A 26,266-nucleotide genomic window follows, 5' to 3' on the forward strand; every position below is an offset into this window, starting at 1 on the left:
TGGTAGTCGGGGGCTTCCCCCCGCGAGAGTAGGACGTCGCCAGGCAGACTCATTCCGCAGTAGCTCAGTGGTAGAGCTATCGGCTGTTAACCGATCGGTCGCAGGTTCGAATCCTGCCTGCGGAGCCATTTTATTGGAGAGCTGTCCGAGTGGTCGAAGGAGCACGATTGGAAATCGTGTAGGCGGCCAACGCCGTCTCAAGGGTTCGAATCCCTTGCTCTCCGCCACTTTTAAAAACATCTGGCCCGTTGGTCAAGTGGTTAAGACACCGCCCTTTCACGGCGGTAACACGGGTTCGAATCCCGTACGGGTCACCATTTCTTTGGACAGCATGTTGAAAAGCAGAAAGCGAATGCCGGAACTTTTCAAAGGAAGGCATGCTAAGGGAGCAACGTCCTGTTGCAACGCATGCATTTGCACGTCCTGTGCTTCGGAGGATTAGCTCAGCTGGGAGAGCATCTGCCTTACAAGCAGAGGGTCGGCGGTTCGATCCCGTCATCCTCCACCATATCTATGAAAATCATATTATCGCGGGGTGGAGCAGTTCGGTAGCTCGTCGGGCTCATAACCCGAAGGTCGCAGGTTCAAATCCTGCCCCCGCAACCAAATTAAAATTCATTGCCAAAATGGTCCGGTAGTTCAGTTGGTTAGAATGCCTGCCTGTCACGCAGGAGGTCGCGGGTTCGAGTCCCGTCCGGACCGCCATTTAAATAAGGCTCGGTAGCTCAGTTGGTAGAGCAACGGACTGAAAATCCGTGTGTCGGCGGTTCGATTCCGTCCCGAGCCACCATTTGCCGGTCTAGCTCAATTGGTAGAGCAACTGACTTGTAATCAGTAGGTTGGGGGTTCAAGTCCTCTGGCCGGCACTGTTGTGGAGGGGTAGCGAAGTGGCTAAACGCGGCGGACTGTAAATCCGCTCCCTCAGGGTTCGGCGGTTCGAATCCGTCCCCCTCCACCATGATTTTAGGGGCATAGTTTAACGGTAGAACAGAGGTCTCCAAAACCTCCGGTGTGGGTTCGATTCCTACTGCCCCTGCCAATTTTACTTCACAATTTATGGCGGTTGTGGCGAAGTGGTTAACGCACCAGATTGTGGCTCTGGCACTCGTGGGTTCGATTCCCATCAATCGCCCTTAATATTGGGCTATAGCCAAGCGGTAAGGCAACGGACTTTGACTCCGTCATGCGCTGGTTCGAATCCAGCTAGCCCAGTTTTATCTTTCTTTAAAAAGCTGAATATGATAAAATAAGTTCATCATGAAAATGCGGAAGTAGTTCAGTGGTAGAACACCACCTTGCCAAGGTGGGGGTCGCGGGTTCGAATCCCGTCTTCCGCTCCAATTTCTTAAAATGATGGCGGCATAGCCAAGTGGTAAGGCAGAGGTCTGCAAAACCTTTATCCCCGGTTCGAATCCGGGTGTCGCCTTATTTGCCTCGTGCCGGGGTGGTGGAATTGGCAGACACACAGGACTTAAAATCCTGCGGTAGGTGACTACCGTGCCGGTTCAAGTCCGGCCCTCGGCACCATTTGCTCACACATGCCGGTGTGGCGGAATTGGCAGACGCGCACGACTCAAAATCGTGTTCCTTCGGGAGTGTCGGTTCGACCCCGACCACCGGTATCCTTTGCTCTTTTTAAGAGCCGATAAGATTTTTCGAAACGCTCATAAATGTTGATATATCAACGTTTATGAGCGTTTTGCATTATTAAAGAAGAGGCATTATTGAAATAACAAAAAGAGGCCCTCGAAAGGGCCTTTTAATCGTATTCAATAACAACAGTTTTATTTTTGGCGTTTTCGAGAAATTGTATAGTTTCTTTAACTAATTCAACTAATTCTTTTTTAAAACCGTCTGAAGTATCTAGTTTGCTTACATCAAAACTTTTCATTTGGTTTATTGTTAATTGTACATCTTCAATTACCCAAGGTGAGTCATTATACCATCCTTCTTGATAAAAGTACTCTTTGATTATTCCTTCTTTTTTAATGTTGGTATCTAATAAAGAATTTAATAAAGTCTCAAAGTATCCATTCCAAATCACGACTTTGTTTTCTCCATCAGATAAGACAATTTCAGGTTCACCCTCAAATCCATCATAAAATTTTGTATGTAACAATTCAATCAATCCTCCTTTAGGGAAAATCCCTCCCTAAAATCAACTTTATGAATCAAGATAGAAGTCGCTTGCGTTATGGACTGCCCGAAAAAGGAGTAAACTTGGAAGTGAAGCAGGTGTCTGGAGGAGTGAATGGGCGGCATATTTGAATTTTGAAATGTGCACTTATTATCGATCCGGGTTATCCGCATAGCCAATTGCAAAACACGGCCCTCTAAAAAGAGGACCGTAGTTTTTAAAAGTCCAAAATTGTAAATGGTTAATTATTCACTTCGTATTTATTACCATTGATGATAATACTTTTTGCTTCAACTAATAATAAGGCATCCCATATCTCTAATGCAAAATTAGCATTGGAGTAATATTGATTTACCCAATCTTCTTCTATTGACGAAGGCTTAATTTGTCCAATCCCATTTTTATAAAAGTCTATTGAAGTTAACTCTAAATAATCTTGGTCTTCTGTTTCATCAATTGTGTTGAATCTATCTTCACCGCTATCTTCAATGAAATACCAAGCAGATACTCCCTTAAAGATCATTTTATGTTTTGTTTCAAGACCATTGTCTATTGTCTTGAGCTCAAAACTAATCGAATTTTTCAACATATCAAATTCATACTTTTCAATAACTGCTGCCCACATTTCGTTCAGCAAAGTTACTAATCTTGTTTCCATGCTATGATCACTTTCCTTTATAAGTTTTTATCATATCTTCTATTTGTTTGAGAGAGTTATCTGTAATATCAATATGAGTAAGAGCTCTGTCATTAGAAATTTTACCGTCAAGAGTGATAGAACCTTTTCCATTAACACTGACTCTAAAGTAAGGTTTATCTCTCCCTCCAGACCCTTTATCCATGATCCTTACAGTAATTGTTTTATTGCCATTTGGTATGTTTACTTTGTATCCTTTTCCTTTAGCATTTGAAACAGAACCATCTAATTTATTTCCTATATCATCTGCTAACCCTTTAATGTTATTAACATACTTAGTACTCTTTGTGCTTTTTTCAACTTTTGAAGCTTTCTCAGCCGTTTTCTCGCCTTTTTGAACCTTAGAAATTTCCTCAGTTGATTTCGCACCTTTCTCAACCTTGGCAATTTTCTTTGCTGATTCCTCACCTTTGAATAATTTGTAACCGCGTTTTCCGTATTTAAATGCTTTTCCAAAAGGTGTGACATAAAATCCAGCTAAAAAACGATCTTTGACTGAAACGATTTCACCTGTTGCAAGGTCGTACCCAAATCCGGCTCTTACTGCATCATAAACTCCTGCAAATTCCAAACCAGTCTCTAGATATTTTTCCCATTCGCTTTTTTCAACATTTTCAGGAAGGGTGTATGCAGGTTCTAACTTGACGATTATATTACCATCTATATAAGCTCGGTACACTGTGTCATTATAAACAGTATATTTCTTTTCTAGCTTTTCTAACTCCTCTTCACTATACACTTTCTTAGAAACTTTTTGTGTCGCTAATTTTTTTGTTCGGTCAGGGTCGGCGAGAGTATTCATTTCAGTGTCTTCTTTATCTCCGACTTTTTTCAACATAACACCCATCGCTGTTTCTTGATTTCCACTCAGGGTATCCATCTCATCCGGCTTTAAAATCGCGCCTTTTTGATAGCTGGTTATTTCAATTTTTGGTCCGGTATACATATTTTCGAGCCTTGAGATGTACTTTTGCATCGTCTCAAGGTCGTTTTCTGCCGTTTTGAGGGCGTTTGTCTGCTCCCTGTCAAAGGTGTGCAGCTTTTCAATCGTCTGATTGATGTCTTTCATTGCTTTTCGGTTCTGTTCGTGAAACTCGTTATCGTTCAAATCCGGCAGATCGACAATATGGCTGACTTTCGCCATCGTGGCATTTGCTTTGGATACCAAGTGTTTAGTTGTTCGGTCAGCTGCATTCAAGCCCTGTTCCAATTCGTGTTCAAGAAAGGCTTGCGAAATATATCCGTTGTGATTCGGTTCAAGGGATTCCGATGCATTTTTGATTTTTTTCAGTGCTGACTGGTATTCGTCAATAAAAGATTCATAGAACTTCAAGAAAGGGGTGTGACATTCTTCATAAAAGTTACGAATGGCATCGCCGCCTTTTCCTTTTAAAGCATCGTCAAGGGACGTGATTCCATCCACACTTTTTTTGACATTGGCAATTTCATCTGATTGCTTTTTTAATTGTTCGAGCGTCTGGTCAATTGCATGGTGCAACGCTTGAACATCCAAGGTCTTCATGGCATTCTCCTCTAATACTAATGGTTACAATCAGTATAGAGTTTACCACTTTATAGTAGAATAATGGTGAATAAATCCTGTGCATCCATCAAAATGAATCATTTGGTTTAGGTTATTATTCCTTATCAATATCATTTGATAACTGAGGGGAAGGGGGGGACAGAATGCAACCAAACGGTTTCAAATGATGCGTGGTTTGGATGCAGATTGAATTAACGATCAAAAATACGAAAAAAATTTTAATATTTATTATAGTAACAACAAAGGGCAGGCGCTATGCCTGCTCCTTCTGTCTTTTTTCTAACGAGATTCAGTTGAGGATTTTAGGAAACTAATGAACAATGGTGAAATGACAATTACTGCAACGATTAATAAGAGTTTACTAGATATCAAATTGACAAATGTAGTATTAATTATATATAGGGCTAAAACCATTAAATAAAAAAACAAGTAAACATAACCATACATTTTTTTGCTGAATGGTTCTTTCATGTAAATCAAAAGAAATAGCCCTGCCATTAAAACAAAGAAAGTCATAGTTTCCCTTCTTTCATTTTTATTGTGGAAAAACCCCAGTTGGAACAGCTGCATATCCAAGTCCAGTAAAACGTATTCTGACACCATGCCCTTCATGTTCGTCTTGAATCATTTGACCAAAACCTACAAGTCCGCCTCCAATTACTCCGGCAATTGCACTTGCTAATTGTGTAGGCGGTACGGGTATAAACCTTGATATTGCAGCAAGACCAGTAGTTGCTCCACCCCCTGCTTTAAATGATTGATAAAGTGTTCTTGTTTCATTACAGTCAAAATAAAGATTATACCCCCACCAGTACACTTTATGACCAGATCGGCCGCAACCTTTTTTCGCCACTTTCATTTTATCATTGTTTCCATTATCAAGCGTCAGTACACTACCGTCTTTGGCTAAAATTTTAACACTAAAATCGGAGTTAATGACAGCTTCATTTTGTTTTACTAAACCGTTTAAGTATTTAATCCACTCATGAACTTCGTTTGTTACAGAGTGGGAAATACCTAGTTTAGTATACGATGGATCTAAGATAAGAGTTCCATCTGCGTTTAATTTAAGATAAGCTTCTAACCTCTTTACATCATCCATATTCACATTTACATTTTCAAATTCTTCGCTTTTCAGCTTTTGGTTGGGTACAGAAATTCCTTTAGTTGATACAGCAGTTTCGTTATGTAATTTCTCATTATCAGTTAGTTCTGTAGCTGATGCGGCTATTGAAAAAACAGGTAAAGCCAATACTAATGTCAACAATACAACAAACACCTTAAAACCCTTGCAACCCCAATTGTTCATTATAATTACATCCTTTCCATTTATATTCCATCACATTGTACTTGAAAATTATTATTGTTTGGTGATTAAAATAAAAAAAGTTCAAAAGTAACATTTCTCTGCTTTATAAGCAATACTTTAGATGTGAAATTACACTGGGTGTAACGGATTAGCATTTTCATTTTTTGAGGAGGCACATGCTGAAGTAAGCCCAACTCTTATAAGAAGGGCTCTTTTTTAAAGATAAGTCTGCCGAGATAGGACGTTTAAAGATTCGTGGGGTAATGATCAATGTTGTCATGAAGCTCTTCTTGGCCTGATGGAAAGCGAGGAAGGCTGCGGTCCCATATGTTATGAAGAGTGCGAGTTCGGATTTTATTTGACCGCATTGGTCATTCATGTTACATTAAAAATGACCGATATGGTCATTTTCTGTGAAAGGAGTGAAGTGCAATTAACACAAAATTTAACAGTTTAAAGCCTGAAAAACAAGAACGCATTGTCAACGCGGCATTGACACAATTTGTACAAAGTGGCTATGAAAAAGCATCAACAAATGAAATCGTCAAGGAAGCACAAATATCTAAGGGATCGTTATTCAATTATTTCAATAATAAAAAAGATCTGTATCTTTATTTGATTGATCACGCCCTAAAAATAATTGATGGAATCTATGATGAAATAGATTTGAATGAACGTGACCTTTTTAAACGACTCAGTCAAGTCGGATTGATTAAATTAAAGATACAACAAACATACCCTTTAGTGTTTGATTTCTTAAAATCGATAGGTGAAGAACAAGCAGCAGAAGTTAAACCTGATATTGAGCAGCTAATGGGTAATATTCTGGATAATGGCTTAAATAGAATCTATGAAAATATAGATTGGTCAAAATTTCGAGAAGATGTCGATCCTGAAAAAGCACTTCATATCCTGAATTGGACAATGGTTGGTTTTGCAGAAGCTCAAATCAAGAAAATCAAGTCTTTTAAAAACGTCGGAATGGAGCATATCAACGAATGGAACAGCTATTCAAAGATACTGAAGCGTTGTTTCTATAAAGAGGGGGAAGAGTGATGAGCTTACTAAAAGTGTCCAATTTAACGAAAAAGTTTGGCAAGTTCACTGCTTTGGACGGAGTCAACTTTGAGGTGAATAAAGGTGAGGTAGTGGGCTTTATCGGTCCAAACGGTGCAGGTAAATCGACAACGATTCGAGTGTTATTAGGAATACTAAAGGCAACAAGCGGAGACGTTGAAATTTTTGACAAGGATGCCTGGCATGATGCAGTAGAAATACATAAGCGTATCGCTTATGTTCCTGGTGATGTCAATCTGTGGCCTAACTTAACTGGAGGCGAGGTCATTGATTTATTTGTGAAATTAAATGGCACAACGAACAAATCAAGACGCGAAGAGCTGATAAAAAAATTTGATTTGGATCCATCCAAAAAATGCAGAACATATTCTAAAGGAAATCGGCAAAAGGTTGCCTTAGTTGCTGCTTTTTCATCGGAGGCGGACCTTTATATTCTGGATGAACCGACATCTGGACTGGACCCGTTAATGGAAAAGGCTTTTCAGGAATGTGTGATGGATATAAAAAGGCAAGGAAAAAGTGTATTGCTGTCGAGTCATATCTTATCAGAGGTAGAAAAGCTGTGTGATCGAGTCAGTATCATACGACAAGGAAAAATTATTGAGTCCGGCACTTTAAGCGAATTGCGCCACTTAACACGAACACAAATGCTCGTTGAAACCAAACAGCCAATTACGGGTTTACATGAACTGCAAGGAATTCATGAAATCGAAGAACGTGAACTTGTCACGTCATTTCAGGTTGATAGTGAAAAAATGGATGATGTGATGAAGCATATTAGTCAATTTGGAATCGTTAGGCTGGAAAGTGCTCCACCGACGTTAGAGGACTTATTCATGCGTCATTATGAAGGAGCGAAGAATGCGGGAGTGGGAGGTGAACGGTGATGGCGAACAATTTAGTTGCTAAAACGGTTAACCTTTCCCGTTTTATTTTCCGGCTTGATCGGATCAGGATCCCAATTTGGATCATTTCCCTTACTTTTTTTACATTGATTGTACCAACCGCTTTTAAGGATTTGTACGGCTCTGAGCAGGAAAGAGATGGGATGGCACAGACGATGGCTAACCCTGCGATGACGGCCATGACAGGCCCAGCTGATTTAAATAACTATACGCTCGGCGTCATGACGGCACATCAAATGTTACTCATGACGGCTGCGGTGGTAGGACTGATGAGCATCCTGCTTGTCACGCGTCACACACGGGCGGATGAAGAGGATGGCCGCTTGGAAATCATGCGTTCACTGCCAATCGGGCGTCTTTCGTATTTGAATGCATCATTACTCGTCGTTACGGTGACATGTATCGGATTGGCATTGATTATTGGATGTGGGCTTTATGCACTAGGGATTGAAAGTATGGATTTGGAAGGTTCGTTATTGTACGGTACGGCATTAGGCGCTACTGGTTTATTTTTCGCTGGAGTAACAGCTGTCTTTGCGCAATTGTCGGATAGTTCGCGTGGTACGATTGGTTACTCGATTGCTGTGCTTTTGATTGCTTATCTGTTTCGGGCGATTACAGACGTTAGCAATCAGACGCTGTCATGGATTTCACCGCTGGCATGGGTAACAAAAGCAGAAGTTTACGATACGAATAATTGGTGGCCGACTGTTTTAATGATCGCTGCTTCATTGGCTCTATATATCGTTGCGAATTATTTGAATGCCATTCGTGACTTGGATCAGGGATTTTTACCATCCAAGCCTGGTAAAAAATATGCATCTCGTTTTTTGCAAAGTCCAATCAGCCTTGCTTTAAGACTGCAGCGAGTTGGAATCATATCATGGGCAATCGGTATGTATGTATTAGGTGCATCATACGGCTCTGTTTTAGGTGATCTCGAATCATTTTTTTCCGATAACGAAACGATAAAGCAGCTGCTCCAGACACATGAAGGGGGCACGTTGTTAGAACAATTCATACCGATGTTGATGATCGTCATTTCATTGCTGGCAACTGTTCCTCCGATTATGGCAGTGAATAAGCTGCGCGGTGAGGAGAAAAAAGAACGGGTCGTGCATCTGATAGGCAGAACTGTTTCACGGACAAAACTATTAGGGAGTTACTTCATCATTTCAATTGTCAATGGGTTTGTCATGATCTCGCTTGCTGCACTCGGGCTATGGTCTGCGGGGACGGCTGTGGTTGAAGGCGGATTATCTTTTGAGATGATCTTTGGAGCAGCATTCTCCTATTATCCAGCCATGCTTGTCATGATTAGTTTAGCAGTATTGCTGATCGGGTTTTACCCTAAGTTAACGAATCTCATTTGGCTTTATGTTTTTTATTCTTTTATCGTACTGTATTTAGGAGGATTATTCCAATTCTCGGACTGGGTTGGCAATATTTCTCCATTTGGCTACGTTCCGCAAATACCTGTTGAGGATTTCTCTTTCACGCCGCTGTTTTTATTAAGTATTTTTGCGATTGTGTTCACAGTAATAGGTTTTGTTGGCTTTAATAAACGGGATGTTGAAATTTAATGTGAAAGCACCTCCAATTTGTCTTAGTGGGGGTGCTTTTTATTGCTATTTTAGAGAAAGAAGAAACGGACTAAAGCATAACAAAAGAGAGCAACTTTCGAGAGGCTGGGTTAAAAAAATTTAGACGCAAATATCAGATAGATAAACTACATGAAATCAGAAGTGGCGAGAATAATGGCCCTACTTGCCGGCCAATGATATCGATCCAAAATCATAGGATTACAAACAACAAATGGATTTTTTATGATATAATGCATATGTTTTGCATTATTCAATAAAGTTGATAGTGGAGGAAATGTTATGCAATGGTATTGGAAATGTTTAAAGAACTATGCAGATTTTGAAGGGAGAGCAAGGCGAAAGGAATATTGGATGTTTTGTTTATTCAATGCCCTTATTTGTTTTACTTTATTTATACTCTCAATCATAATAGTAGGAATTTTAACAGCTGGAATTACGACAGCAGCAGGGTTTGACGGCTATCAAGTGGGATATGTCGCTGGATATGGCGGCGGAATGCTAGGATACATCCTGATCATTCTGTATCAATTGGCCGTTTTGGTGCCGTCTCTCGCTGTCGGTGTCCGCAGGCTGCATGATATCGGGAAAAGCGGCTGGTGGATATTCATTGGCTTTATTCCGCTTGTCGGTGCTATTATTTTGCTGATCTTTTACTGTCAAGATAGTGAAAAAAACGATAATCAATATGGAGTAAATCCAAAAGTAAGTTAGATGAATGGCACCCCAACGATCCAACGGTTGGGGTGTTTTTTAATGAGAGAACATCATGTACACTCCCAGTAACTTTTGAAATCAGTTCGTTCATTTCCGGATGGTTTGTTTACTTTCAGCATACGGAGGCCTGCAAGCCGCCCGATCTCCAGAAAAGACAGTTGTGGATACTAAGGAGGATTATGGAGTCATGAGCTCAGAAGAAAAGGAGCGAAGGCAGAATGTGAAAATTGCTCCAATTGCATGAGCTGAGCAGGTAAAATATTCGCACAACCCCTTTGCAAAAATTGACAACTTTCTGTAAAATATGATCATAAACGGTAGAGGCAGGATGAGATATGGGAGGTTTGTCAATGAATGCGGTGGCCTCGGTGGATGTAGCCAACCTGATCAATACATGGTACGTCCATATTAAAAAGAGGGAAGTCTCCAAGGCGATAGAGCTTAGGGACAGGATAGAGAGTCTGTTTGGCGTTATGGAAGAAGATCAAGATGTATTGCTTTATTTTAATTTGCTCGACTATAGATTTAGAGTGCTAATGGAAGATGTGGCGGGAGAACCTTCACTTCCTCCCAATGCCGAGGATAAGGCTAAAACCGATAATATGTTAAGGTATTATTATTTTCTGTTCAAAGGAATGTATGAGAGTGCGAAAAATAACTACTCTCAAGCCCTCACATTTTTCAGGGTCGCAGAAAGACAGCTGGACAAGGTTGAGGATGAGATCGAAAAGGCCGAGTTTCATTATAAGCTTGGGAACCTTTATTATTTTACGAAAACAACCCTGCTCTCTTTTCATCACCTCCAAATGGCGAAAAGCATTTATCAGGCATACGGGGAATATAAGACACAATCCATAAACTGCACTGTTCTGCTGGCTTTGAATTACATAGACGACGGCCGGCTGATGAGAGCGGAAAACATGCTCAAAAGCTGTGCTGACAGGCTGATGAAGATGGGTGACAACCATTTGTTAGCCGCTGTTTATTATGATTTAGGTTTTTTAAAAATTCAAGAGGATCAGCATGAAGAAGCGCTTGAATATTTTGACCTGTCCTTTAAAACAAATGATCTTAAAAAAAACGCCCCGATTATGTATATGCAGTGTATTTATGAGTCGGCCCGATCGACTTATAAGATCGGGGAATTGGACAAAGCCATAAAGTGGGTCATATTAGGCGCTGATTTTGCGCAGAAAACAAATAATATCAACTTCTCCCTCAAGTTCTCTGTTCTCAATATCTGCTACACTGTCCCCCTTGAAGGGGCTGAGCAAGTCAAGGAACTGATTGGCAGGCTGGAAAAGAGAAAGGCTTATGTGGATATTGAAGCACTTGCAGAAGATGTGGCAAAAGTGTACAGTTCGTTAAATCATTACAAAAATTCCACATACTTCTTGGAGAAAGCGATAAAATCAAGTAAACTAACAGGAAAGGAGGTTCTTTAAAATGAAAAAACGTTCATCTAGGGGAGCAGGCTCTTAAAACCTGTAAAACAGAGGACGGCTGTTCAGCCGTCTTTTTTATTTGTATGAACCTTTTTGGGTATTGAGTATCATCAAGAAGACATCGCGAATTCACGGCATTCCCGGGCGCATTGCAGGCATGTTTGGCCGCACTTTTGCGATTGCTGGTCAGGATGCCGTAGACAATGATTTCCGCAGGCTTCGCAAATTTTGGCGCACACCGAGGCCGGCGATTTGGCAAAGCGGCTGTGCCGTGCCATATATTTAGCGGTCAGCGTGCATATATCCGCACAATCTCTAAGCATTCTCAGTTGCTCTTTTCGACGGTTTGCATCTTCCCTTGTGAGAATGTAATTTGCGGTGAATTCACAAACAGCTTCACAGTGCTGAACGGTTTGTAACACATGGCGATTTTGGATGTTCCTCATATTTGTATCATAAGGAACAGGATGACCATACATATCATTTCCCCCTTCTTTCTTCATAATATTCCTATTCATATGTGGTTGCCTATGCGTCTGACATTCTTAAGATTTTTCTTGCGCTTGTGATGAATATTCGGTACCGTTAAGTCATTGAGATTTCTCGGACATAGAGGAGCTGAAACAAGTGAAGAAACTGGTGAAGGTCAAAGGGGTTACCTTTGGAGAAGGAGCGCCGAAAATCTGTGTGCCTCTCGTCGGAAAAACGCTTGCGCAATTGAAAGAAGAAGCGGCACACATCAAGACGCTTGATGCGGATGTTGCCGAGTGGCGGGCGGACTTTTTTGAAGATGTTGAAGACGTTGAGAAGGTCGCGGAGGCTTTGGCGGAAATCCGCGCTCTTTTGCACGACATGCCGCTCATCTTTACTTTCCGCAGTGCAAGGGAAGGCGGGGAAAAGGAAGTCGGCCGGGAATATTATGTTTCTTTAAATCAGGCGGTTGTCAACACAGGGCTTGCCGATGTGATCGATATCGAGCTGTTTTATGAGGAACGCGACGTGAAAGCGCTGGTGGAAGCCGCACAGGCGAAAGATGTGTCTGTCATCATTTCCAACCATGATTTTGAGAAAACACCGTCCGTTGAAGAAATGATTTCCCGCTTGAAGAAAGCGCAAGAGCTGGGCGCGGATCTGCCAAAAATTGCTGTGATGCCTGAAACACCGGCTGATGTGCTGAAATTGCTTGAAGCGACTTATTTGATGAATGAGCACTACGCGAAGCGGCCCATAATCACGATGTCAATGGCTGGAAAAGGTGTCATCAGCCGTCTGGCCGGAGAGGTGTTTGGCTCGGCGATGACATTCGGGGCGGCCAAGAAGGCCTCTGCACCGGGGCAACTCGCCGCCGCCGATCTGAGGCGGATCATTGGCGTTTTGCACGACAATTTGTCATGACTGCAAAAGGAGCCGGCTTGTTTGAGCCGGCTCCTTCAATCTATTTGGCGCATTGTTCAATGATGTCCTTCAGCACCTCTGCAAGCTCTCCTTTATCCTTGAGCTCTGATTCGTCAAAATGGAGGCGACAGACCTCTTCACCGCCGTTATACATTTCTTCCAGCCAGCCCCGCATTCCTCTTGCGCGGCGGTCCACTTCGATGATCACATCCACCCCGTCCTCCTGCACAAGAAAAACGAGCTCCACTTCATCCAGCAGCTGACGATAGTGCGGTGTGACCGGCACAAATTCGAATTCCTGGACGAAAGGCAAACGCTTTCTGAAATATGATGCTTGCTCACAGTCCGCCTCATGAAGCCGGAATCCGAGGCTTTCAACCGTTTCTAAAATACTGTGAACCCACGGATGTGGTTTAACGAAGAGATGATCATCATCCGATTTGTCAATCCCGCCTTGTATGTCCAGGTCGGTCAATAAGAACACTTTAGCTCCTTTTATCGTAATCGGCGTGTCAAGCGGAAGAATGAATGAGAAAGAAAATTCCCGTTCTTCACCGGTTTTGATTGTAAAGGCATCTGTCACGCGGTGGGATTCAATGGTAGCGTTTTTCCAATGTTTTTCGTCTTTCTTGACGACGAGATATTCCGTCTCGAGCAATAAATCGATATACCTGATGTGCTGTTCAACATTGCCGCCTTTAACATGAACGGTTCCGCTCACCCGTTCTCCCGGGCGATATGCGCTCTTGTCCAGAATCGTATTCACTTTCGCTGAACCGATCCCGGCGCTTGCTGCAAGCTTTTTCAAAAAAGACATGTTTACCATTCCTCCTATTATTGTCGTACAAGAAATGAATACGTTTTACACAGGGCGAAAGATTCATTTTATTTTGAAATCAATAGGTCCTTTGTCTTTTCGAAGCTAAAAAACGGGAGTCTCTTAAAAAAAGCGGAAACTTTCATAGGCTTAAATCGGTTCAAACTTCACCTTTCCATCAATCACTGGATATGCTACCATAATGAAGAAATGAATAGCTTTACTAGGGGTGCCCTGTATGGGCTGAGAGAGAAACGACCGGGTTTCTTAACCCTTTGGACCTGATCTGGTTCGTACCAGCGTGGGGAAGTAAAAAGGTGTTTGCAGATGTCGGGAGATCAGACGTTCATCTGCGGATTTTACTGACTGTAAAACCAGGTTCATCAATGTGCCTGGTTTTTTTGTGCTGGTGCTGTTCTGGAGTTTCGTCTAAGATCTTTTTTAAAGAGGGGAAGGAATGTACACATGAAACAAGAGTCAGTGCAGCAAAAAAACATTAAGTTGATGTCAAGCTTTTCTGGAAGCCGAAAGGTCTATGTCGCAGGGTCCCGGCCTGACATTCAGGTGCCGATGAGAGAAATCGCCTTGAGTTCTACGACGGGATCATTTGGAGAAGAAGAAAATCAGCCTGTGCGCGTATATGACACGAGCGGTCCTTATACGGATGAACATGCGGAAGTTGATATTCTAAAAGGGCTTAAGCCTTTGCGCTCAGCCTGGATCAAAGAGCGCGGCGATACTGAGGAATATGAGGGACGGGAAGTGAAGCCTGAGGATAACGGCTATAAAAGCGGGAAGCAGGCGAATCACAGCTATCCGGGGCTGAAAAGAAAACCGCTGCGCGCCAAAAAAGGACAAAATGTCACTCAGCTTCATTATGCGAGAAAGGGGATCATCACTCCTGAAATGGAGTTTATCGCCATTCGCGAGCATGTATCTCCCGAGTTTGTCCGCGACGAAGTGGCGAGCGGCCGGGCGATCATCCCGGCAAACATCAATCATCCGGAAAGCGAGCCGATGATCATCGGCCGGAATTTCCATGTGAAAATCAATGCAAATATCGGCAATTCCGCCGTCACATCCTCGATTGAAGAAGAAGTGGAAAAAATGACGTGGGCGATCCGCTGGGGGGCCGATACCATGATGGATCTGTCCACAGGAAAGGATATTCACACGACAAGGGAATGGATTATCCGCAACTGCCCTGTGCCCGTCGGAACAGTGCCGATCTATCAGGCGCTTGAAAAAGTAAACGGCGTCGCTGAAGATTTGACGTGGGATGTTTACCGCGACACATTGATTGAACAAGCTGAGCAGGGCGTCGATTATTTTACGATTCATGCCGGTGTCCGGCTCCACTATGTGCCGCTGACGGCAAAGCGTGTCACAGGAATCGTTTCCCGCGGCGGGGCGATCATGGCGCAGTGGTGTCTCGCCCATCATGAAGAAAGCTTTCTTTACACACATTTTGAAGAGATATGCGAAATTATGAAAGCGTATGATATCGCGTTTTCACTTGGAGACGGCCTTCGACCGGGTTCGATTGCGGATGCCAATGATGAAGCGCAATTTGCCGAATTGGAAACGCTTGGCGAGCTGACGGAAATCGCCTGGAAGCATGACGTTCAGGTAATGATCGAAGGGCCGGGGCATGTACCGATGCACAAAATTAAAGAAAACGTCGATAAGCAGATGGAGATATGCAAGGAGGCGCCATTTTATACACTCGGGCCGCTGACGACAGATATCGCCCCGGGGTATGATCATATTACATCGGCGATCGGAGCGGCGATGATCGGCTGGTATGGAACGGCGATGCTTTGCTATGTCACGCCGAAAGAACATCTCGGGCTTCCGAATAAAGATGACGTCCGCGAAGGGGTCATTACATATAAAATCGCGGCCCATGCGGCTGATCTCGCCAAAGGGCATCCCGGCGCACAGATTCGCGATGATGCGTTGTCGAAAGCGCGCTTTGAATTTCGCTGGCGCGATCAGTTCAACCTCTCACTTGATCCGGAAAGAGCGCTTGCGTTTCACGATGAGACGCTCCCCGCTGAAGGGGCAAAGACGGCGCATTTTTGCTCGATGTGCGGGCCGAAGTTTTGCAGCATGAGGATCTCCCAGGATATTCGCGACTACGCCAAGGAAAACAACCTTGATGAAGAAGCGGCGATTGAAAAAGGACTTGAAGAGAAGGCGAAGGAATTTAAAAAGGCCGGCGGTCAAATTTACAGCTGACAAAAAAGCAGATGAAGGCCCGACCTTCATCTGCTTTTATTTGTTTTTTTGAAATGACAGCATATATGACAAGTGCTGAATGACGATCAACACGAAGATGACGATGATCGGAAAGTACGGGATATCGGCTTGAATAAACGGATAAAAAATCATCGCGAGCGCTGCGACAGGCATTGCGAAATACAGGACGATATAAGAAGTGCGGCACGCTTTGGCGGTGATCATCTGCTCCCTTTCATCCTGTTCCTTAAATTCGTCCGGGATGGATAGAAGGTTTTGTTTGCGGGATCCTTTTTTCTCCAAATAAGAGTAGACCGCAAGGACCGCAGCAAACAGAAGGATGGGAATCGGGTTAAAAACAAAATACAGTTCAGAATCGCTTGTTTTCAGGCTTCTGGCAATTTGTTCAGCTGCTTTAAAAAACGTGATAAACGTCCAGCATGCCAGTCCGAAAAGCACAATGTGAAAAAGGGTCCTCGTTTTCATATTCATTCAGTTTTTCCCTCCTCTAACCAAAAGACATCTTCCATTTTTAATTGAAACTCCTCGCAAATTTTCAATGCCAATAGGAGCGATGGTATGTAATTGCCTTTTTCAATCGCCGCTACGGTTTGTCTCGTGACCCCGACAGCTTTTGCCAGCCCTTCTTGTGAATATCCGTATCTGGCCCTCAGCTCTCTGACTCTGTTGTTCATCTTACCACCTGCAATTCTTCGTTTATATAGTATATTTGACATATTGTTAAATAGACTAGACATAATGTTAAATCAATTTTACAATGTAATCAACATCTTTTGATCTAGGTTTGGAAGATATGCAACCGTAATATTTAAATTTATACATAAAATTAACAAAAATGGAATAGATAAAATAGAACCATCTAAGGCTTGGGAAATAGGGTCTTTATGGTTATTTTATTGTTTTGATTGCGGATGGGGATGCGCCTTATTTTCTGCTCCTTATTTCCTACTATGCTAGAAAACAGCCTGTTTGATTGAACAAAGGAAAGAAAAGCGAAAAAGGTTGAAAATTGAGAGAAATTGACCATGTGGCAGACATACTAGAGTCATATGCGGGAAGAAGTCTGATTACGGAGGATATGAATAGGACAATGGTTGGGAAAAGAGGGTCGTGTTTAAATAAATAGTTGGAAGGTAGTGTTTGTGAAATAGGAAAATTCATAGATTTCAGTATGAATTTGGGTATGTTACGCTTTGGTTACTTGATAGAAAGGAGGGGGAAAAATGACATACGCAGCTCCGCAGGTTGATTATTCTGTCAATCCGGCGATTGAAGACCAGGCTTGGTTCCTAGTGTTTATTGCGGTCCTATTGGCTCTTGGTGCAACTGTTGTGCTCGGCGCGGCGGTATGGTGTCTCGCTAACGGCCACGGCAGCTTCACGGGATCCGTCAAATGGGTCAGCGGTTTGCAGGTCAAAATTGAATGTAGGTAGCTATACTTACGTATCTGTTCACATCAAAAGACATAACTTTACCGGGACTTATCCGTCTGTGGGGGGCGGTTAAGTCCTCCCTACCATTTATATTACCCTGGAGGCATTATGTTTATAATAGATCATCTGTCTAAAACATATAAAAACAATGTGACTGCCGTTAGCGGGTTTCATATAAAAATTGAAAAAAATCAAATTGTCGCGATCGCTGGTCCGAACGGTTCAGGGAAGACGACGATCATTAATGCCGTTTTAGGGATCATTACGCCAAGTGAAGGAACCATTCAGCTGGATGACCTGCCGAACACATCGGCGGAATTCAAGCAAAAACTCGCGTATGTTCCCGATGAACTCCTTTTGCCGGATGCCCTTTCAGCCGCGGAATATTTGGATTTTGTTTCTTCAATGTATAATTGTACATCAAAAGAGAAGCGGAAACAATTAATTGAGCTTTTTGATATGGAAGCAGCATTGAAGGAACCGATCGAAACGTATTCACACGGAATGAAAAAAAAGACGCAGCTGATCGCAGCGTTTATGCTGGAGAGCGAATTTGTCATCATGGATGAACCGTTTCGGGGACTTGATATTGAAGCGGTCATCAATACAAAGAAATTGATGAAGCGCTTTGCAGACACACAAGGATCGATTCTCCTTTCGACGCATGACATGCTTTCTGCCGAAGAATTATGCGATAAAATCGCAATTCTTTCAAAAGGAGTCAAAATGGACGAAGGAAAAGTCGAACAATTAAAGCGTAAATATAACAGCGATTCACTGGAAGAAGTGTTTTTAAAAGCTTCGATGCTGAGTGATAGGGGTGCGCATTTTGATCAAATCATTCGAAATTTCTAAAATGATGCTGAAAATGTGGCAGAAGGAAATGGGCAAACTCTTAAATACCGGGACGAAAAAAGGAATGGCCGCGCTGTTTTTGCTTTTGGCCATCAGTATGGGTGCCATCATCGGGTATAGCTTTACCGGCATGTTTTTGAGTTCATTTTTAAATGGCGATGTTCGATCTCTCGGGTTGTTTGTGATTTCGATGTATATGAACGCCTCGATTTTCACCTTTGTGTTTTTCATTTTGTTTAAGGTGAGGACGCCGGAGCAGCACAGCTTTTCGATGCAGCTCAGCTGGTTTCCGCTGACGGCTTTCGAAAGAAGCCTCGGCTACTATATTCCGTTTGCCGGAGCAGTTTCATTTCTTGTCTTATTTTTCATGTTGGTTTTGCTGATACCGAATTTTATGGCGAGCGGTGTCGGCTTCTGGTTTGCGTTTTCATTTTTTGCGGTGCTGTTCGTGCAGATCATCTTTTTCTTTTCACTGCTCAACCTTGTCTATCACTTGGTTTACATCATCATTCTCAAATTCGGTTTTCCGCTTCAGAAGTTCTTTTCACTGTTTGTACTCGTCGTATTGGCTGTGTTTTACGCCATGACTCAATTTGATCTGGCAAACATTCAGAATGCTTATGCATCCTTTGATTATAACCTGACCTATTTTGCTGCGCCCTTGTTTCTATTGTTGAACGGTCAGGCGATAGATGCAGCGTTCATTCCGATCGTGATGATCTTGGCAGCCGCTGTAGCGGGTTCTTTTCTGTCGCTGAATTTTGTACCGATCCTCACTGAAAAAAAATCATCCAAGCTGTTTTCATTTATTAAAATCCCGTCATCAAAACCGTTGAGTCTGATGGTGAAAGAAATCAAAACCCAAGCCAGAAATGAAGAAAATATGCTCAATTTCATTTTTTTGCTTTTGGCTTTATGCTTTTTAAAATACAGATTTCAATTTGGTTTTACAGGGGAGAGTTATGCGGTTCTCGGGGGTGTTACCGGTATCATCGCATTTAATTCCTTTGGCAATGATATGAAGATGCTCGCGGTCTACAAGTCGCTTCATTTGAAGATGGCGGCGGTTTTATGGTCGAAATATCTCGGGTTATGCGTGCTCGGCCTGCTGCAGCTTTGCTTGTTTTCCTTGCTGACATGGACGTTTCCGGAGAGCTTTCCGGTCTTTTTGCAGACGCTTGGCGTCCTTTTAAACTCGATTGCCATGTTTTACTTGGCGGGCATTATCTTTCCGCTTGATCGACATAATCCTTATATGGGAATCTTTTCGTTTGGGATGCTGCTTCTCTGTTTAATTCCGCTGTTTTTCATCGGGAATTATGCCATTGATAAAATCTCCGGGCAAGGCTTGCTGTTTCTCATCCCGTGTCTGGAGCTGGTGCTGATCCTGCTTTTATACGGAGGGTTCAAATGGAGGTACCATTATGATCATTGACATGTTGAAATCGTTGTTCAGAGTGAAAAAAATCCCCTATTTTCCGGAGCATGTGACGCTTGAGCAAAAGCATATTTCCGATCATGACCTCGGTGCGGATTTTCCCATTAACCCGACAGCTTATCAAATGCTGAAGGAAGTCGACGGAAAAAAAGATGAAGAGGAGATAGCAGCCGCTCTTTCGGGTGTGTTTCAGATCGGCGAGGATGTCTTGTTGAAAGATTTGCACGAGCTTCTCTCGGGGCTGAACCGCCGCTATTTAATCAATTGGAAATACGGGGAGCGCCCGTCTTTTCAAGGGTTTGTCTGTCAATTTTTCAGCCAGTACCATATTCGCTACAGAGAGAGGTTTTCCAGCCGGTCTGCTTCATTTCTGTTTTTGTACATCAAGTTTCTGCAAATCATCTCCAAGAAGATCATCGTGTTCTGGCTGATCTTTCTGTTGCTCTCGTGTGCGGCATTTGTTGCGGTTCCCGATGGTTCGATCATCGGCATCGCCGTTTACTTTTCCGTCATTTATTTCGGGCTGATTACGGGAACTGCGCTTCATGAAGTGGCGCACGGCGTCGCACACCGGAAGCTCGCCGGAAAGCAGCAGGCGGGAGGGTATCTGGCCGCGGATATGATGTCCGTTAAGTTTATTAGGCCGGTGACAAACCCGTATGATGGAAAGATGATCTGGATTACGGCGCTGGGACCGCTTGCCCCGGGGCTTTTAGGCTTGGCCGGGGTGCTGTTTACAATCTTTTTCCTTCAGGAAAACATAGTTTCTGTCGGCGTGCTTCTGTTCTTTTCAACGTATGCTTTGCATATGATGTATCTGCTTCCATTTATGGGGGACGGGAAGTCGATCATGAAACAGCTATTGATCAGAGGAATTGGGGGGAAATCATCATGAATGCAAACGTTTTGAAACAGGGATTGATATTTGCCAGTTTCTCAAGTTTCCTGGCGTTTCCGATGTTGTCTGTTGCGCTGTTGTTTTATCATCTGTTTTCAAATCAAACGAGTAACGACATTTTGTTTAACAGCTTGTCGTTTGTCATGGAAAATGATTCTTCTTTTTCATTTCAGGTGAAACCGAACTTCTTTTTTATTATGATTGGACTGTTTATCGGCATCTTCGTCATCACCGCCGCGGTTTCTTTTCTGCATCAGCAAAAAAAGAAAGGATCTTAAAAAAAGCTTGCCTGCTTGAGCAGGCTTTTTTGTTTGCATCCGAATGGGAGATATGATAAATTTAAATCGAAATAATTACGATTTACGAAAGGTGGGTGCAAAAGTGGCTAAAAAATCAAAGATTGCTAAGGAAAAAAAGCGGCAAAAGCTGGTTGAGCAATATGCGGCCATCAGGAAAGAGCTAAAAGCAAAAGGCGATTACAGGGCGCTCGCCAAACTTCCTCGCGATTCTGCCCCGTCAAGGCTGCATAACCGCTGTGAGATCACCGGCAGGCCGAGAGGATATATGAGGAAGTTCAACATGTCGAGGATTGCGTTTCGAGAATTGGCCTATAAGGGACACCTTCCAGGTGTGAAAAAGTCAAGCTGGTAAAAATAAGAGGAAAAAAACCGCCGATTGTTTTCGGCGTTTTTTTTCGACAAATTTTTAATATCCCCTTGACGAAAATTTAATAAACATGTAACATTATAAAAGTCAAAACGATGATCTGTTTATTGAAGATCTGATGCGGGTGTAGTTTAGTGGTAAAACCTCAGCCTTCCAAGCTGATGTCGTGGGTTCGATTCCCATCACCCGCTCCATACATACTGTTTATAACGCAGTGTTTCGTTTCTTAGATTAAACGAAGCATTGCGTTTTTTCATGTATGACAAAAAAGACTTGCCCTCTAAGAAAGCAAGCTTTTACGGAGAGACCGCTGAGACGTGTTCTCCGCCGTGAATTTGTTCAAACATTTTTGTCAAAGCTTCTAGGAGCCGGTGCGCCTCATTCTTTGAAACCGAGGGTCTGAAGAAGACGAGCTGCAAGGCGTCTTTTGTATCCGCGCTGACAGGGTGATGATGGATATATTGCGAAAGCGACCCGAAAGTCTCATCCCCGGCTGAAACCGTTATGAGGGTTTTGCTGTCGCCGAGGGCGATGTGAATCGGCCCCTTTAGATTGCGGGCGTCATGAATATGGACGGGCATCGCATATTTCAAGGAGAAAAAGCGGCTCAAATCGGTGGCTGAATCGGCCGGTTCAAGATAGCGATTTTGCTGGATATCCGTGAGCATCCGTGTGTGGCTTGTCTGCCGTCCGGTAAATGACGGGTTCAGGTTGGCCAGTGTATCCCGCCATTCCTGATTGACCGGTTCATCTTCGAGGCTCCTGTCAGCGTAATCAAAAAACAGTGCTTCCTGAAAAAGGCGCAGGCGGCCCTTTAACATTTGCGGAGAGTCCGCGATCTGGATTCCTTTATATAAAACAGCGCCGACCTTAAATGAAGGAACGCGCTTTAAAACGCCGGAATCTATTTGCACATTTAGCTTCAATTCAAATTCAACTCCCACTGATCATGTTACACTTATATTATACAGTGAGCGAATACCAAAACAAAGAAAGGAGGCTCTGCCCATGGATGTCAAAAAGCTGAAGCAGGATGTCATTCAATTCGCACAGCAAATCGGAATCGACAAAATCCGTTTTGCAAGCGCCGATACATTTGCGACTTTAAAAGAGCGTTTAATCGAAAACCGTGCGCTCGGCTATGAATCAGGCTTTGAAGAGCCCGATCTCGACAAACGGACCAATCCCGATCTATTGCTGCCAAAGGCGAAATCGATCATCGCGATTGCGCTTGCATACCCTTCAAAAATGAAAAACGCGCCAAGGAGCACGAAAGGGGAACGCAGAGGCATCTTTTGCAGAGCTTCCTGGGGAAAAGACTACCACCATGTATTGCGGGAAAAGCTCGATCAGCTGGAAGCGTTTTTGAAATCGCAGCGCAGCGATGTGAGAACAAAATCAATGGTTGATACGGGAGAGCTGTCCGACCGTGCCGTCGCCGAGCGCTCCGGTATCGGCTGGAGCGGAAAAAACTGCATGATCATTACACCTGAATTCGGCTCCTATGTCTATTTGGCGGAAATGATTACGAACATCCCGTTTGAACCGGATGAGAGAATAGAAGACCAATGCGGTTCATGCAACAAGTGCATTGAGGCATGCCCGACTGGTGCGCTCGTCAATCCCGGGCAGCTCAACTCGCAGCGCTGCATTTCTTTCCAGACGCAGACGAAAGGTTTTCTGCCCGATGAGTTCCGCACGAAAATCGGCAACAGGATCTACGGCTGTGACACATGCCAGATGGTATGTCCGAAAAATAAAGGCGTCGATTTTCACCTTCATCCGGAGATGGAGCCTGATCCTGAGATCGCCAAGCCGCTTTTAAAGCCGCTTTTGACGATCTCAAATCGCGAATTTAAAGAGAAATTCGGCCATGTCGCAGGATCGTGGAGAGGGAAAAAGCCGATTCAGCGAAATGCGATCATCGCGCTGGCGCACTTTAAAGAAACGGACGCACTGCCTGAATTGATCTCCCTCATGCACAATGATCCGCGCCCGGTCATCAGGGGAACAGCCGCCTGGGCGGTCGGGAAAATCGGCGGAGCGGATGTCAAAGAAGAGCTGGAAAAAGCGCTGAACCGCGAACAGGATGAAGAAGCGAAAGCGGAAATCGAAAAAGGCATCGGGTTATTAAAGGAAACGAGTGCGACTAATTAAGGGCTGTCCTGACATATGTTTGTGAAGAGAAATGTTTAACAAACATGTGGGGGTGCAGCCCTTGAAGCAAACAATCGAACAATTGCTGACGGCCAGGCTGAATTATCTCATCAACGGCAAGGAAGAGGAGAGCTTGCGGGAGACAGGCGATTTTGACGTTCTCGATCGCAAGCGGAAGCTTTTCGAAAAGCGCGGGGTGCAAATCGTTAAAGCGAATACACGGGCAGCTATAAAAGACCATTGGCTTGATGAAGACGGCGCAGCCCATGTAAACTATCAAACCCAAACTGCATACTTGTGCAAAGATGGGGATGATATGTATATGGAAGAACAAGTTGAAAACCGGAGCGCTCTGTTGGATGAGCAAATGGTGGTCAAAGACTGCGGAGTCCCGCGCCCGGCTGTTGAGCCTATCCCTGATGGCGAAAGGAGCTCCGGTGCAGAGCCGGACGAATTATTGGGGCGGGCGTTCCGATATGACCGGCTGGCGGCGGTCCGGTATGCGGAAACATTTTGGAACAAACGAAATCCGGCGTATAAAAATTTTGAAGACAATTGCACTAATTTTATTTCTCAATGCCTCAGAGCTGGGGGTGCGCCGATGCGCGGCTATCCGAACAGGGGCACAGGCTGGTGGATGCAAAATCATTCCTGGAGCTACAGCTGGACCGTCGCCAATTCGCTCAGGTCGTTTTTAAGCCGCTCTAAAGCCGGCCTCCGCTCCGTTCAAGTGAAAAATGCCGCAGAGCTTACGGAAGGCGATGTGATTTTCTACGATTTTAACGGTGACGGAAGGTTTGATCATTCGGTGATTGTCACGGCAAAGGATAAAAGCAATATGCCGCTTGTCAACGCCCAGACCCATGACTGCCGGATGAGGTACTGGTCTTACGAAGATTCGCCCGCATATACCGCATCGATTCGGTACGCGTTTTTTCACATTGCAGATGATACGCCAAAAGCGTAAAGAGTGGTATAATAAACAGCGGATTAGAGAAAAACAGAGGTGAACATTTTGGCATTGCATGTCGTATTATATCAACCGGAAATCCCTGCCAATACGGGGAATATCGCACGAACTTGTGCAGCAACAGATACAACGCTTCATTTAATCAGGCCGCTCGGCTTTTCAACCGATGACAAAATGCTGAAGCGCGCAGGCCTTGATTACTGGGAATTCGTCAATGTCGTCTACCATGACTCATTGGAGGAATTATTTGCAGCCCATCCCGAAGGGCAATTTTTCTATATTACGAAGTTCGGCCGTAAACCGCACACATCATTTGACTATTCAGACCAAAATGAAGATTATTTTTTCGTATTCGGCAGGGAAACGAACGGGCTTCCAAAGGATTTAATCGAACAAAACATGGAGCGCTGCCTGCGTCTGCCGATGACAGAGCATGTCAGATCGCTGAATTTGTCAAATACAGCGGCGATTCTCGTCTATGAGGCGCTTCGCCAGCAGAATTACAGACATTTAACATAAGATGATGCCCCTTTGAAAAGGGGCACTTTTTTTACTTTATAATGTAACAGTGTTATGTTACAATGTTTCGGAAGGAGTGAAGACAATGGCGCAGGAGGATTTAATTTCAAAAAAAGAACTGCTTGATTTGACGTCGATATCATACGGACAGCTTTACAGGTGGAAACGGAAAAATTTAATACCTGAAGAATGGTTTATTCGAAAATCGACGTTTACCGGACAAGAAACGTTTTTTCCTAAAGAGGACATTCTGAAGAGAATCGAAAAAATTCAAAGCATGAAAGAAAACCTTTCGCTTGATGAATTGGCGGAAATGTTTTCACCAAAGCTTGATCAATTAAGTGTCACCAAGAGTGAATTGCTTGAAAAAGGGCTGGTGACAGATGCGGTCATGTCATTTTTTACGGAAAATACCGATAAACGAACTGAAGTCTTTGAGCTGAAAGAAGCGCTTGCGGTGTATGTATTGGAAGGTTTGCTTCAATCAGGGGAGATCAGCCTTGAGGAAGGAAAAATGGTTTTGGATGTTCTTTTGTCGAAAGCTTCGAAACATCAGGGCAGACTGATCGTCCTGCGGAAGCTCGGCGTTGCTGCATGTTTCATCACCGGAGGCGACATCGTGTTTGAACAGGCTGCGAAAATCGCTGCTGACATCGATCTGGCAGCTGCGGGCGAAGAATTAAAGACAAAATTAGTGTAATGGAGGAGCGGAAAATGGAAAATTTGATCATAAACGGTTTTGGAAGCTCTGGCGGAGGAACGTTTCAATCGGTTGAATTAAATGGAAAAGGAACCGTTAACGGTGATATTGACTGCAAGCGGCTGATCTGCAACGGCACCGGGACCGTCAACGGAAATGTAAAAGCCGATACGGTCAAAATCAGCGGTCATGCCAAACTGAACGGCGGCATAACGGCGTCGTCGGTGCGCATTGACGGCTCGGCAAAGGTCGAACAGGACATCAGTGCGGAAAAAGTTGAAATCGCCGGATATGCGGGCTTAGGCGGACATATCAAAGGAGACGAACTGATCGTCATGGGAAAAGCGTCAATCGGCAAGGACTGTGAGGTCGAACATTTTTCAGCCGAAGGCTGCTTTACAATCGACGGACTGTTAAATGCCGAACAAATTGAGATCAAGGTTCACGGAGGGGAAAGCAAAGTCAAAGAAATCGGCGGCCGCCGCATCATCTGTACAGCCCACCAGTCAAAACTGCTGTCATTTTTGACACCGCTGATTTCTCCGCCGAGATTGTCTGCCGAACTGATTGAAGGCGATCATATTGAACTTGCCAACACGACGGCGAAAATCGTTCGGGGAAATACCGTGATCATCGGTGACAATTGCGAGATCGGTCTGATCGAATACAGGGAAGACCTCAAACAGGCAAAATCGGCAAAAGTCGGAGAGAGCCAGAAAATATAG

Annotated in this window: 27 protein-coding genes, 17 tRNA genes, 1 rRNA gene and 1 riboswitch (1 of these 46 running past the window's edge); of the genes, 36 read left to right on the top strand and 9 right to left on the bottom strand. The window is 43.7% G+C overall.

Going from position 1 to position 26,266, the window contains the following annotated elements; translation table 11 throughout:
* The 17 genes from rrf to P3X63_RS04950 all read left to right on the top strand — a co-directional run.
* Positions 1–45: ribosomal RNA gene (gene rrf / locus P3X63_RS04870) — 5S ribosomal RNA — on the top strand; it begins 71 nt to the left of the window's first position.
* A gap of 8 nt (positions 46–53) precedes the next feature.
* A tRNA-Asn gene (locus P3X63_RS04875) sits at positions 54–128 on the top strand.
* Positions 129–135: 7 nt separating this feature from the next.
* Positions 136–227 (top strand) — tRNA-Ser (locus P3X63_RS04880).
* 15 nt (positions 228–242) lie between these two features.
* Positions 243–317, top strand: a tRNA-Glu gene (locus tag P3X63_RS04885).
* 115 nt (positions 318–432) lie between these two features.
* Positions 433–508, top strand: a tRNA-Val gene (locus tag P3X63_RS04890).
* Positions 509–529: 21 nt separating this feature from the next.
* Positions 530–606 (top strand) — tRNA-Met (locus P3X63_RS04895).
* Between the two features lie 22 nt (positions 607–628).
* Positions 629–705, top strand: a tRNA-Asp gene (locus P3X63_RS04900).
* Positions 706–714: 9 nt separating this feature from the next.
* Positions 715–790 (top strand) — tRNA-Phe (locus P3X63_RS04905).
* A 3-nt stretch (positions 791–793) separates the two neighbouring features.
* Positions 794–866: transfer RNA gene (locus P3X63_RS04910), tRNA-Thr, on the top strand.
* Between the two features lie 7 nt (positions 867–873).
* Positions 874–958: transfer RNA gene (locus P3X63_RS04915), tRNA-Tyr, on the top strand.
* A 7-nt stretch (positions 959–965) separates the two neighbouring features.
* Positions 966–1,039 (top strand) — tRNA-Trp (locus P3X63_RS04920).
* A 20-nt stretch (positions 1,040–1,059) separates the two neighbouring features.
* Positions 1,060–1,132: transfer RNA gene (locus tag P3X63_RS04925), tRNA-His, on the top strand.
* 8 nt (positions 1,133–1,140) lie between these two features.
* Positions 1,141–1,212 (top strand) — tRNA-Gln (locus P3X63_RS04930).
* A gap of 53 nt (positions 1,213–1,265) precedes the next feature.
* A tRNA-Gly gene (locus P3X63_RS04935) sits at positions 1,266–1,340 on the top strand.
* Between the two features lie 15 nt (positions 1,341–1,355).
* Positions 1,356–1,426, top strand: a tRNA-Cys gene (locus P3X63_RS04940).
* Between the two features lie 12 nt (positions 1,427–1,438).
* Positions 1,439–1,527: transfer RNA gene (locus P3X63_RS04945), tRNA-Leu, on the top strand.
* A 13-nt stretch (positions 1,528–1,540) separates the two neighbouring features.
* Positions 1,541–1,622: transfer RNA gene (locus P3X63_RS04950), tRNA-Leu, on the top strand.
* 137 nt (positions 1,623–1,759) lie between these two features.
* On the opposite strand, the gene P3X63_RS04955 is transcribed toward P3X63_RS04950, so the two are convergent.
* The 4 genes from P3X63_RS04955 to P3X63_RS04970 all read right to left on the bottom strand — a co-directional run bounded on the left by P3X63_RS04955 (position 1,760) and on the right by P3X63_RS04970 (position 5,686).
* Positions 1,760–2,119 (bottom strand): hypothetical protein, encoded by a 360-nt coding sequence (locus P3X63_RS04955; RefSeq protein ID WP_026586114.1) that lies wholly within the window; start codon positions 2,117–2,119, stop codon positions 1,760–1,762.
* 259 nt (positions 2,120–2,378) lie between these two features.
* Positions 2,379–2,795 (bottom strand): YxiG family protein, encoded by a 417-nt coding sequence (locus tag P3X63_RS04960; protein ID WP_077737162.1) that lies wholly within the window; start codon positions 2,793–2,795, stop codon positions 2,379–2,381.
* A gap of 7 nt (positions 2,796–2,802) precedes the next feature.
* Positions 2,803–4,356, bottom strand: a complete 1,554-nt coding sequence (locus tag P3X63_RS04965) for a T7SS effector LXG polymorphic toxin (protein ID WP_277692542.1) — start codon at positions 4,354–4,356, stop codon at positions 2,803–2,805.
* A gap of 556 nt (positions 4,357–4,912) precedes the next feature.
* The gene (locus P3X63_RS04970; RefSeq protein ID WP_277692543.1) at positions 4,913–5,686 is read right to left on the bottom strand and encodes a hypothetical protein; all 774 of its coding nucleotides are present in this window, start codon (positions 5,684–5,686) and stop codon (positions 4,913–4,915) included.
* A 477-nt stretch (positions 5,687–6,163) separates the two neighbouring features.
* Here P3X63_RS04970 and P3X63_RS04975 point away from each other — a divergent pair, with 477 nt between their 5' ends.
* From P3X63_RS04975 to P3X63_RS04995, 5 genes are all read left to right on the top strand, one after another.
* Positions 6,164–6,742 (top strand): TetR/AcrR family transcriptional regulator, encoded by a 579-nt coding sequence (locus P3X63_RS04975; RefSeq protein ID WP_268884453.1) that lies wholly within the window; start codon positions 6,164–6,166, stop codon positions 6,740–6,742.
* Entirely contained in the window at positions 6,742–7,650 is a 909-nt protein-coding gene (locus P3X63_RS04980; RefSeq protein WP_026586119.1) for an ABC transporter ATP-binding protein, read from the top strand. The genes P3X63_RS04975 and P3X63_RS04980 overlap by 1 nt, the downstream gene beginning before the upstream one ends.
* Positions 7,650–9,251, top strand: a complete 1,602-nt coding sequence (locus tag P3X63_RS04985) for an ABC transporter permease (RefSeq protein ID WP_077737159.1) — start codon at positions 7,650–7,652, stop codon at positions 9,249–9,251. The genes P3X63_RS04980 and P3X63_RS04985 overlap by 1 nt, the downstream gene beginning before the upstream one ends.
* A 300-nt stretch (positions 9,252–9,551) precedes the next feature.
* The gene (locus P3X63_RS04990) at positions 9,552–9,983 is read left to right on the top strand and encodes a DUF805 domain-containing protein (RefSeq protein WP_026586121.1); all 432 of its coding nucleotides are present in this window, start codon (positions 9,552–9,554) and stop codon (positions 9,981–9,983) included.
* A 353-nt stretch (positions 9,984–10,336) separates the two neighbouring features.
* Positions 10,337–11,431, top strand: a complete 1,095-nt coding sequence (locus P3X63_RS04995) for a response regulator aspartate phosphatase (protein WP_077737156.1) — start codon at positions 10,337–10,339, stop codon at positions 11,429–11,431.
* 110 nt (positions 11,432–11,541) lie between these two features.
* On the opposite strand, the gene P3X63_RS05000 is transcribed toward P3X63_RS04995, so the two are convergent.
* Entirely contained in the window at positions 11,542–11,910 is a 369-nt protein-coding gene (locus P3X63_RS05000) for a four-helix bundle copper-binding protein (RefSeq protein WP_179115751.1), read from the bottom strand.
* Positions 11,911–12,058: 148 nt separating this feature from the next.
* Here P3X63_RS05000 and aroD point away from each other — a divergent pair, with 148 nt between their 5' ends.
* Positions 12,059–12,826 (top strand): type I 3-dehydroquinate dehydratase, encoded by a 768-nt coding sequence (gene aroD / locus P3X63_RS05005; RefSeq protein ID WP_077737155.1) that lies wholly within the window; start codon positions 12,059–12,061, stop codon positions 12,824–12,826.
* A 40-nt stretch (positions 12,827–12,866) separates the two neighbouring features.
* Here aroD and P3X63_RS05010 read toward each other — a convergent pair whose 3' ends face one another.
* Positions 12,867–13,643, bottom strand: coding sequence for a sporulation protein (locus P3X63_RS05010; protein ID WP_077737154.1), 777 nt, complete (start codon positions 13,641–13,643; stop codon positions 12,867–12,869).
* Between the two features lie 215 nt (positions 13,644–13,858).
* Positions 13,859–13,968, top strand: a riboswitch (TPP riboswitch).
* 140 nt (positions 13,969–14,108) lie between these two features.
* Here P3X63_RS05010 and thiC point away from each other — a divergent pair.
* Positions 14,109–15,884 carry a phosphomethylpyrimidine synthase ThiC gene (gene thiC / locus P3X63_RS05015; RefSeq protein WP_026586126.1) on the top strand — a complete coding sequence of 592 codons (1,776 nt, stop codon included), beginning with the start codon at positions 14,109–14,111 and terminating at the stop codon, positions 15,882–15,884.
* A 36-nt stretch (positions 15,885–15,920) separates the two neighbouring features.
* Here the strand turns inward: thiC and P3X63_RS05020 are convergent, their stop codons facing one another.
* Together P3X63_RS05020 and P3X63_RS05025 are read right to left on the bottom strand one after the other, a co-directional pair.
* Positions 15,921–16,376: a DUF2178 domain-containing protein gene (locus P3X63_RS05020; protein WP_077737152.1), complete on the bottom strand. Its 456-nt coding sequence runs from the start codon at positions 16,374–16,376 to the stop codon at positions 15,921–15,923.
* Positions 16,373–16,579 (bottom strand): helix-turn-helix transcriptional regulator, encoded by a 207-nt coding sequence (locus P3X63_RS05025; protein ID WP_026586132.1) that lies wholly within the window; start codon positions 16,577–16,579, stop codon positions 16,373–16,375. The genes P3X63_RS05020 and P3X63_RS05025 overlap by 4 nt, the downstream gene beginning before the upstream one ends.
* 549 nt (positions 16,580–17,128) lie before the next feature.
* Here P3X63_RS05025 and P3X63_RS05030 point away from each other — a divergent pair.
* The 7 genes from P3X63_RS05030 to P3X63_RS05060 all read left to right on the top strand — a co-directional run bounded on the left by P3X63_RS05030 (position 17,129) and on the right by P3X63_RS05060 (position 21,389).
* The gene (locus P3X63_RS05030) at positions 17,129–17,338 is read left to right on the top strand and encodes a hypothetical protein (RefSeq protein ID WP_026586133.1); all 210 of its coding nucleotides are present in this window, start codon (positions 17,129–17,131) and stop codon (positions 17,336–17,338) included.
* Positions 17,339–17,446: 108 nt separating this feature from the next.
* Positions 17,447–18,193, top strand: coding sequence for an ABC transporter ATP-binding protein (locus P3X63_RS05035; RefSeq protein WP_077737151.1), 747 nt, complete (start codon positions 17,447–17,449; stop codon positions 18,191–18,193).
* Positions 18,159–19,628, top strand: a complete 1,470-nt coding sequence (locus P3X63_RS05040; RefSeq protein WP_026586135.1) for a hypothetical protein — start codon at positions 18,159–18,161, stop codon at positions 19,626–19,628. The genes P3X63_RS05035 and P3X63_RS05040 overlap by 35 nt, the downstream gene beginning before the upstream one ends.
* Positions 19,618–20,526: a PqqD family protein gene (locus P3X63_RS05045; protein WP_026586136.1), complete on the top strand. Its 909-nt coding sequence runs from the start codon at positions 19,618–19,620 to the stop codon at positions 20,524–20,526. Before P3X63_RS05040 ends, P3X63_RS05045 begins: the two co-directional genes overlap by 11 nt.
* Entirely contained in the window at positions 20,523–20,807 is a 285-nt protein-coding gene (locus P3X63_RS05050; protein ID WP_026586137.1) for a hypothetical protein, read from the top strand. The genes P3X63_RS05045 and P3X63_RS05050 overlap by 4 nt, the downstream gene beginning before the upstream one ends.
* A 103-nt stretch (positions 20,808–20,910) precedes the next feature.
* Positions 20,911–21,180, top strand: a complete 270-nt coding sequence (gene rpsN, locus P3X63_RS05055; RefSeq protein ID WP_026586138.1) for a 30S ribosomal protein S14 — start codon at positions 20,911–20,913, stop codon at positions 21,178–21,180.
* A 135-nt stretch (positions 21,181–21,315) separates the two neighbouring features.
* Positions 21,316–21,389, top strand: a tRNA-Gly gene (locus tag P3X63_RS05060).
* Positions 21,390–21,491: 102 nt separating this feature from the next.
* Here the strand turns inward: P3X63_RS05060 and P3X63_RS05065 are convergent.
* Positions 21,492–22,121 (bottom strand): hypothetical protein, encoded by a 630-nt coding sequence (locus P3X63_RS05065; RefSeq protein WP_026586139.1) that lies wholly within the window; start codon positions 22,119–22,121, stop codon positions 21,492–21,494.
* An 82-nt stretch (positions 22,122–22,203) separates the two neighbouring features.
* On the opposite strand from P3X63_RS05065, the gene queG reads away from it, so the two are divergent.
* The 5 genes from queG to P3X63_RS05090 all read left to right on the top strand — a co-directional run bounded on the left by queG (position 22,204) and on the right by P3X63_RS05090 (position 26,266).
* Positions 22,204–23,352 (top strand): tRNA epoxyqueuosine(34) reductase QueG, encoded by a 1,149-nt coding sequence (queG, locus tag P3X63_RS05070; RefSeq protein ID WP_277692544.1) that lies wholly within the window; start codon positions 22,204–22,206, stop codon positions 23,350–23,352.
* 61 nt (positions 23,353–23,413) lie between these two features.
* Positions 23,414–24,319 (top strand): amidase domain-containing protein, encoded by a 906-nt coding sequence (locus P3X63_RS05075; RefSeq protein ID WP_277692545.1) that lies wholly within the window; start codon positions 23,414–23,416, stop codon positions 24,317–24,319.
* 39 nt (positions 24,320–24,358) lie between these two features.
* Positions 24,359–24,841, top strand: a complete 483-nt coding sequence (gene trmL / locus P3X63_RS05080) for a tRNA (uridine(34)/cytosine(34)/5-carboxymethylaminomethyluridine(34)-2'-O)-methyltransferase TrmL (RefSeq protein ID WP_142246136.1) — start codon at positions 24,359–24,361, stop codon at positions 24,839–24,841.
* Between the two features lie 85 nt (positions 24,842–24,926).
* Positions 24,927–25,541, top strand: coding sequence for a YhbD family protein (locus P3X63_RS05085; RefSeq protein WP_077737149.1), 615 nt, complete (start codon positions 24,927–24,929; stop codon positions 25,539–25,541).
* Positions 25,542–25,555: 14 nt separating this feature from the next.
* Positions 25,556–26,266, top strand: coding sequence for a polymer-forming cytoskeletal protein (locus P3X63_RS05090; RefSeq protein WP_077737147.1), 711 nt, complete (start codon positions 25,556–25,558; stop codon positions 26,264–26,266).

Origin of the sequence: Bacillus sp. HSf4, from assembly GCF_029537375.1 — a bacterium.
Lineage (GTDB): Bacteria > Bacillota > Bacilli > Bacillales > Bacillaceae > Bacillus > Bacillus sonorensis_A.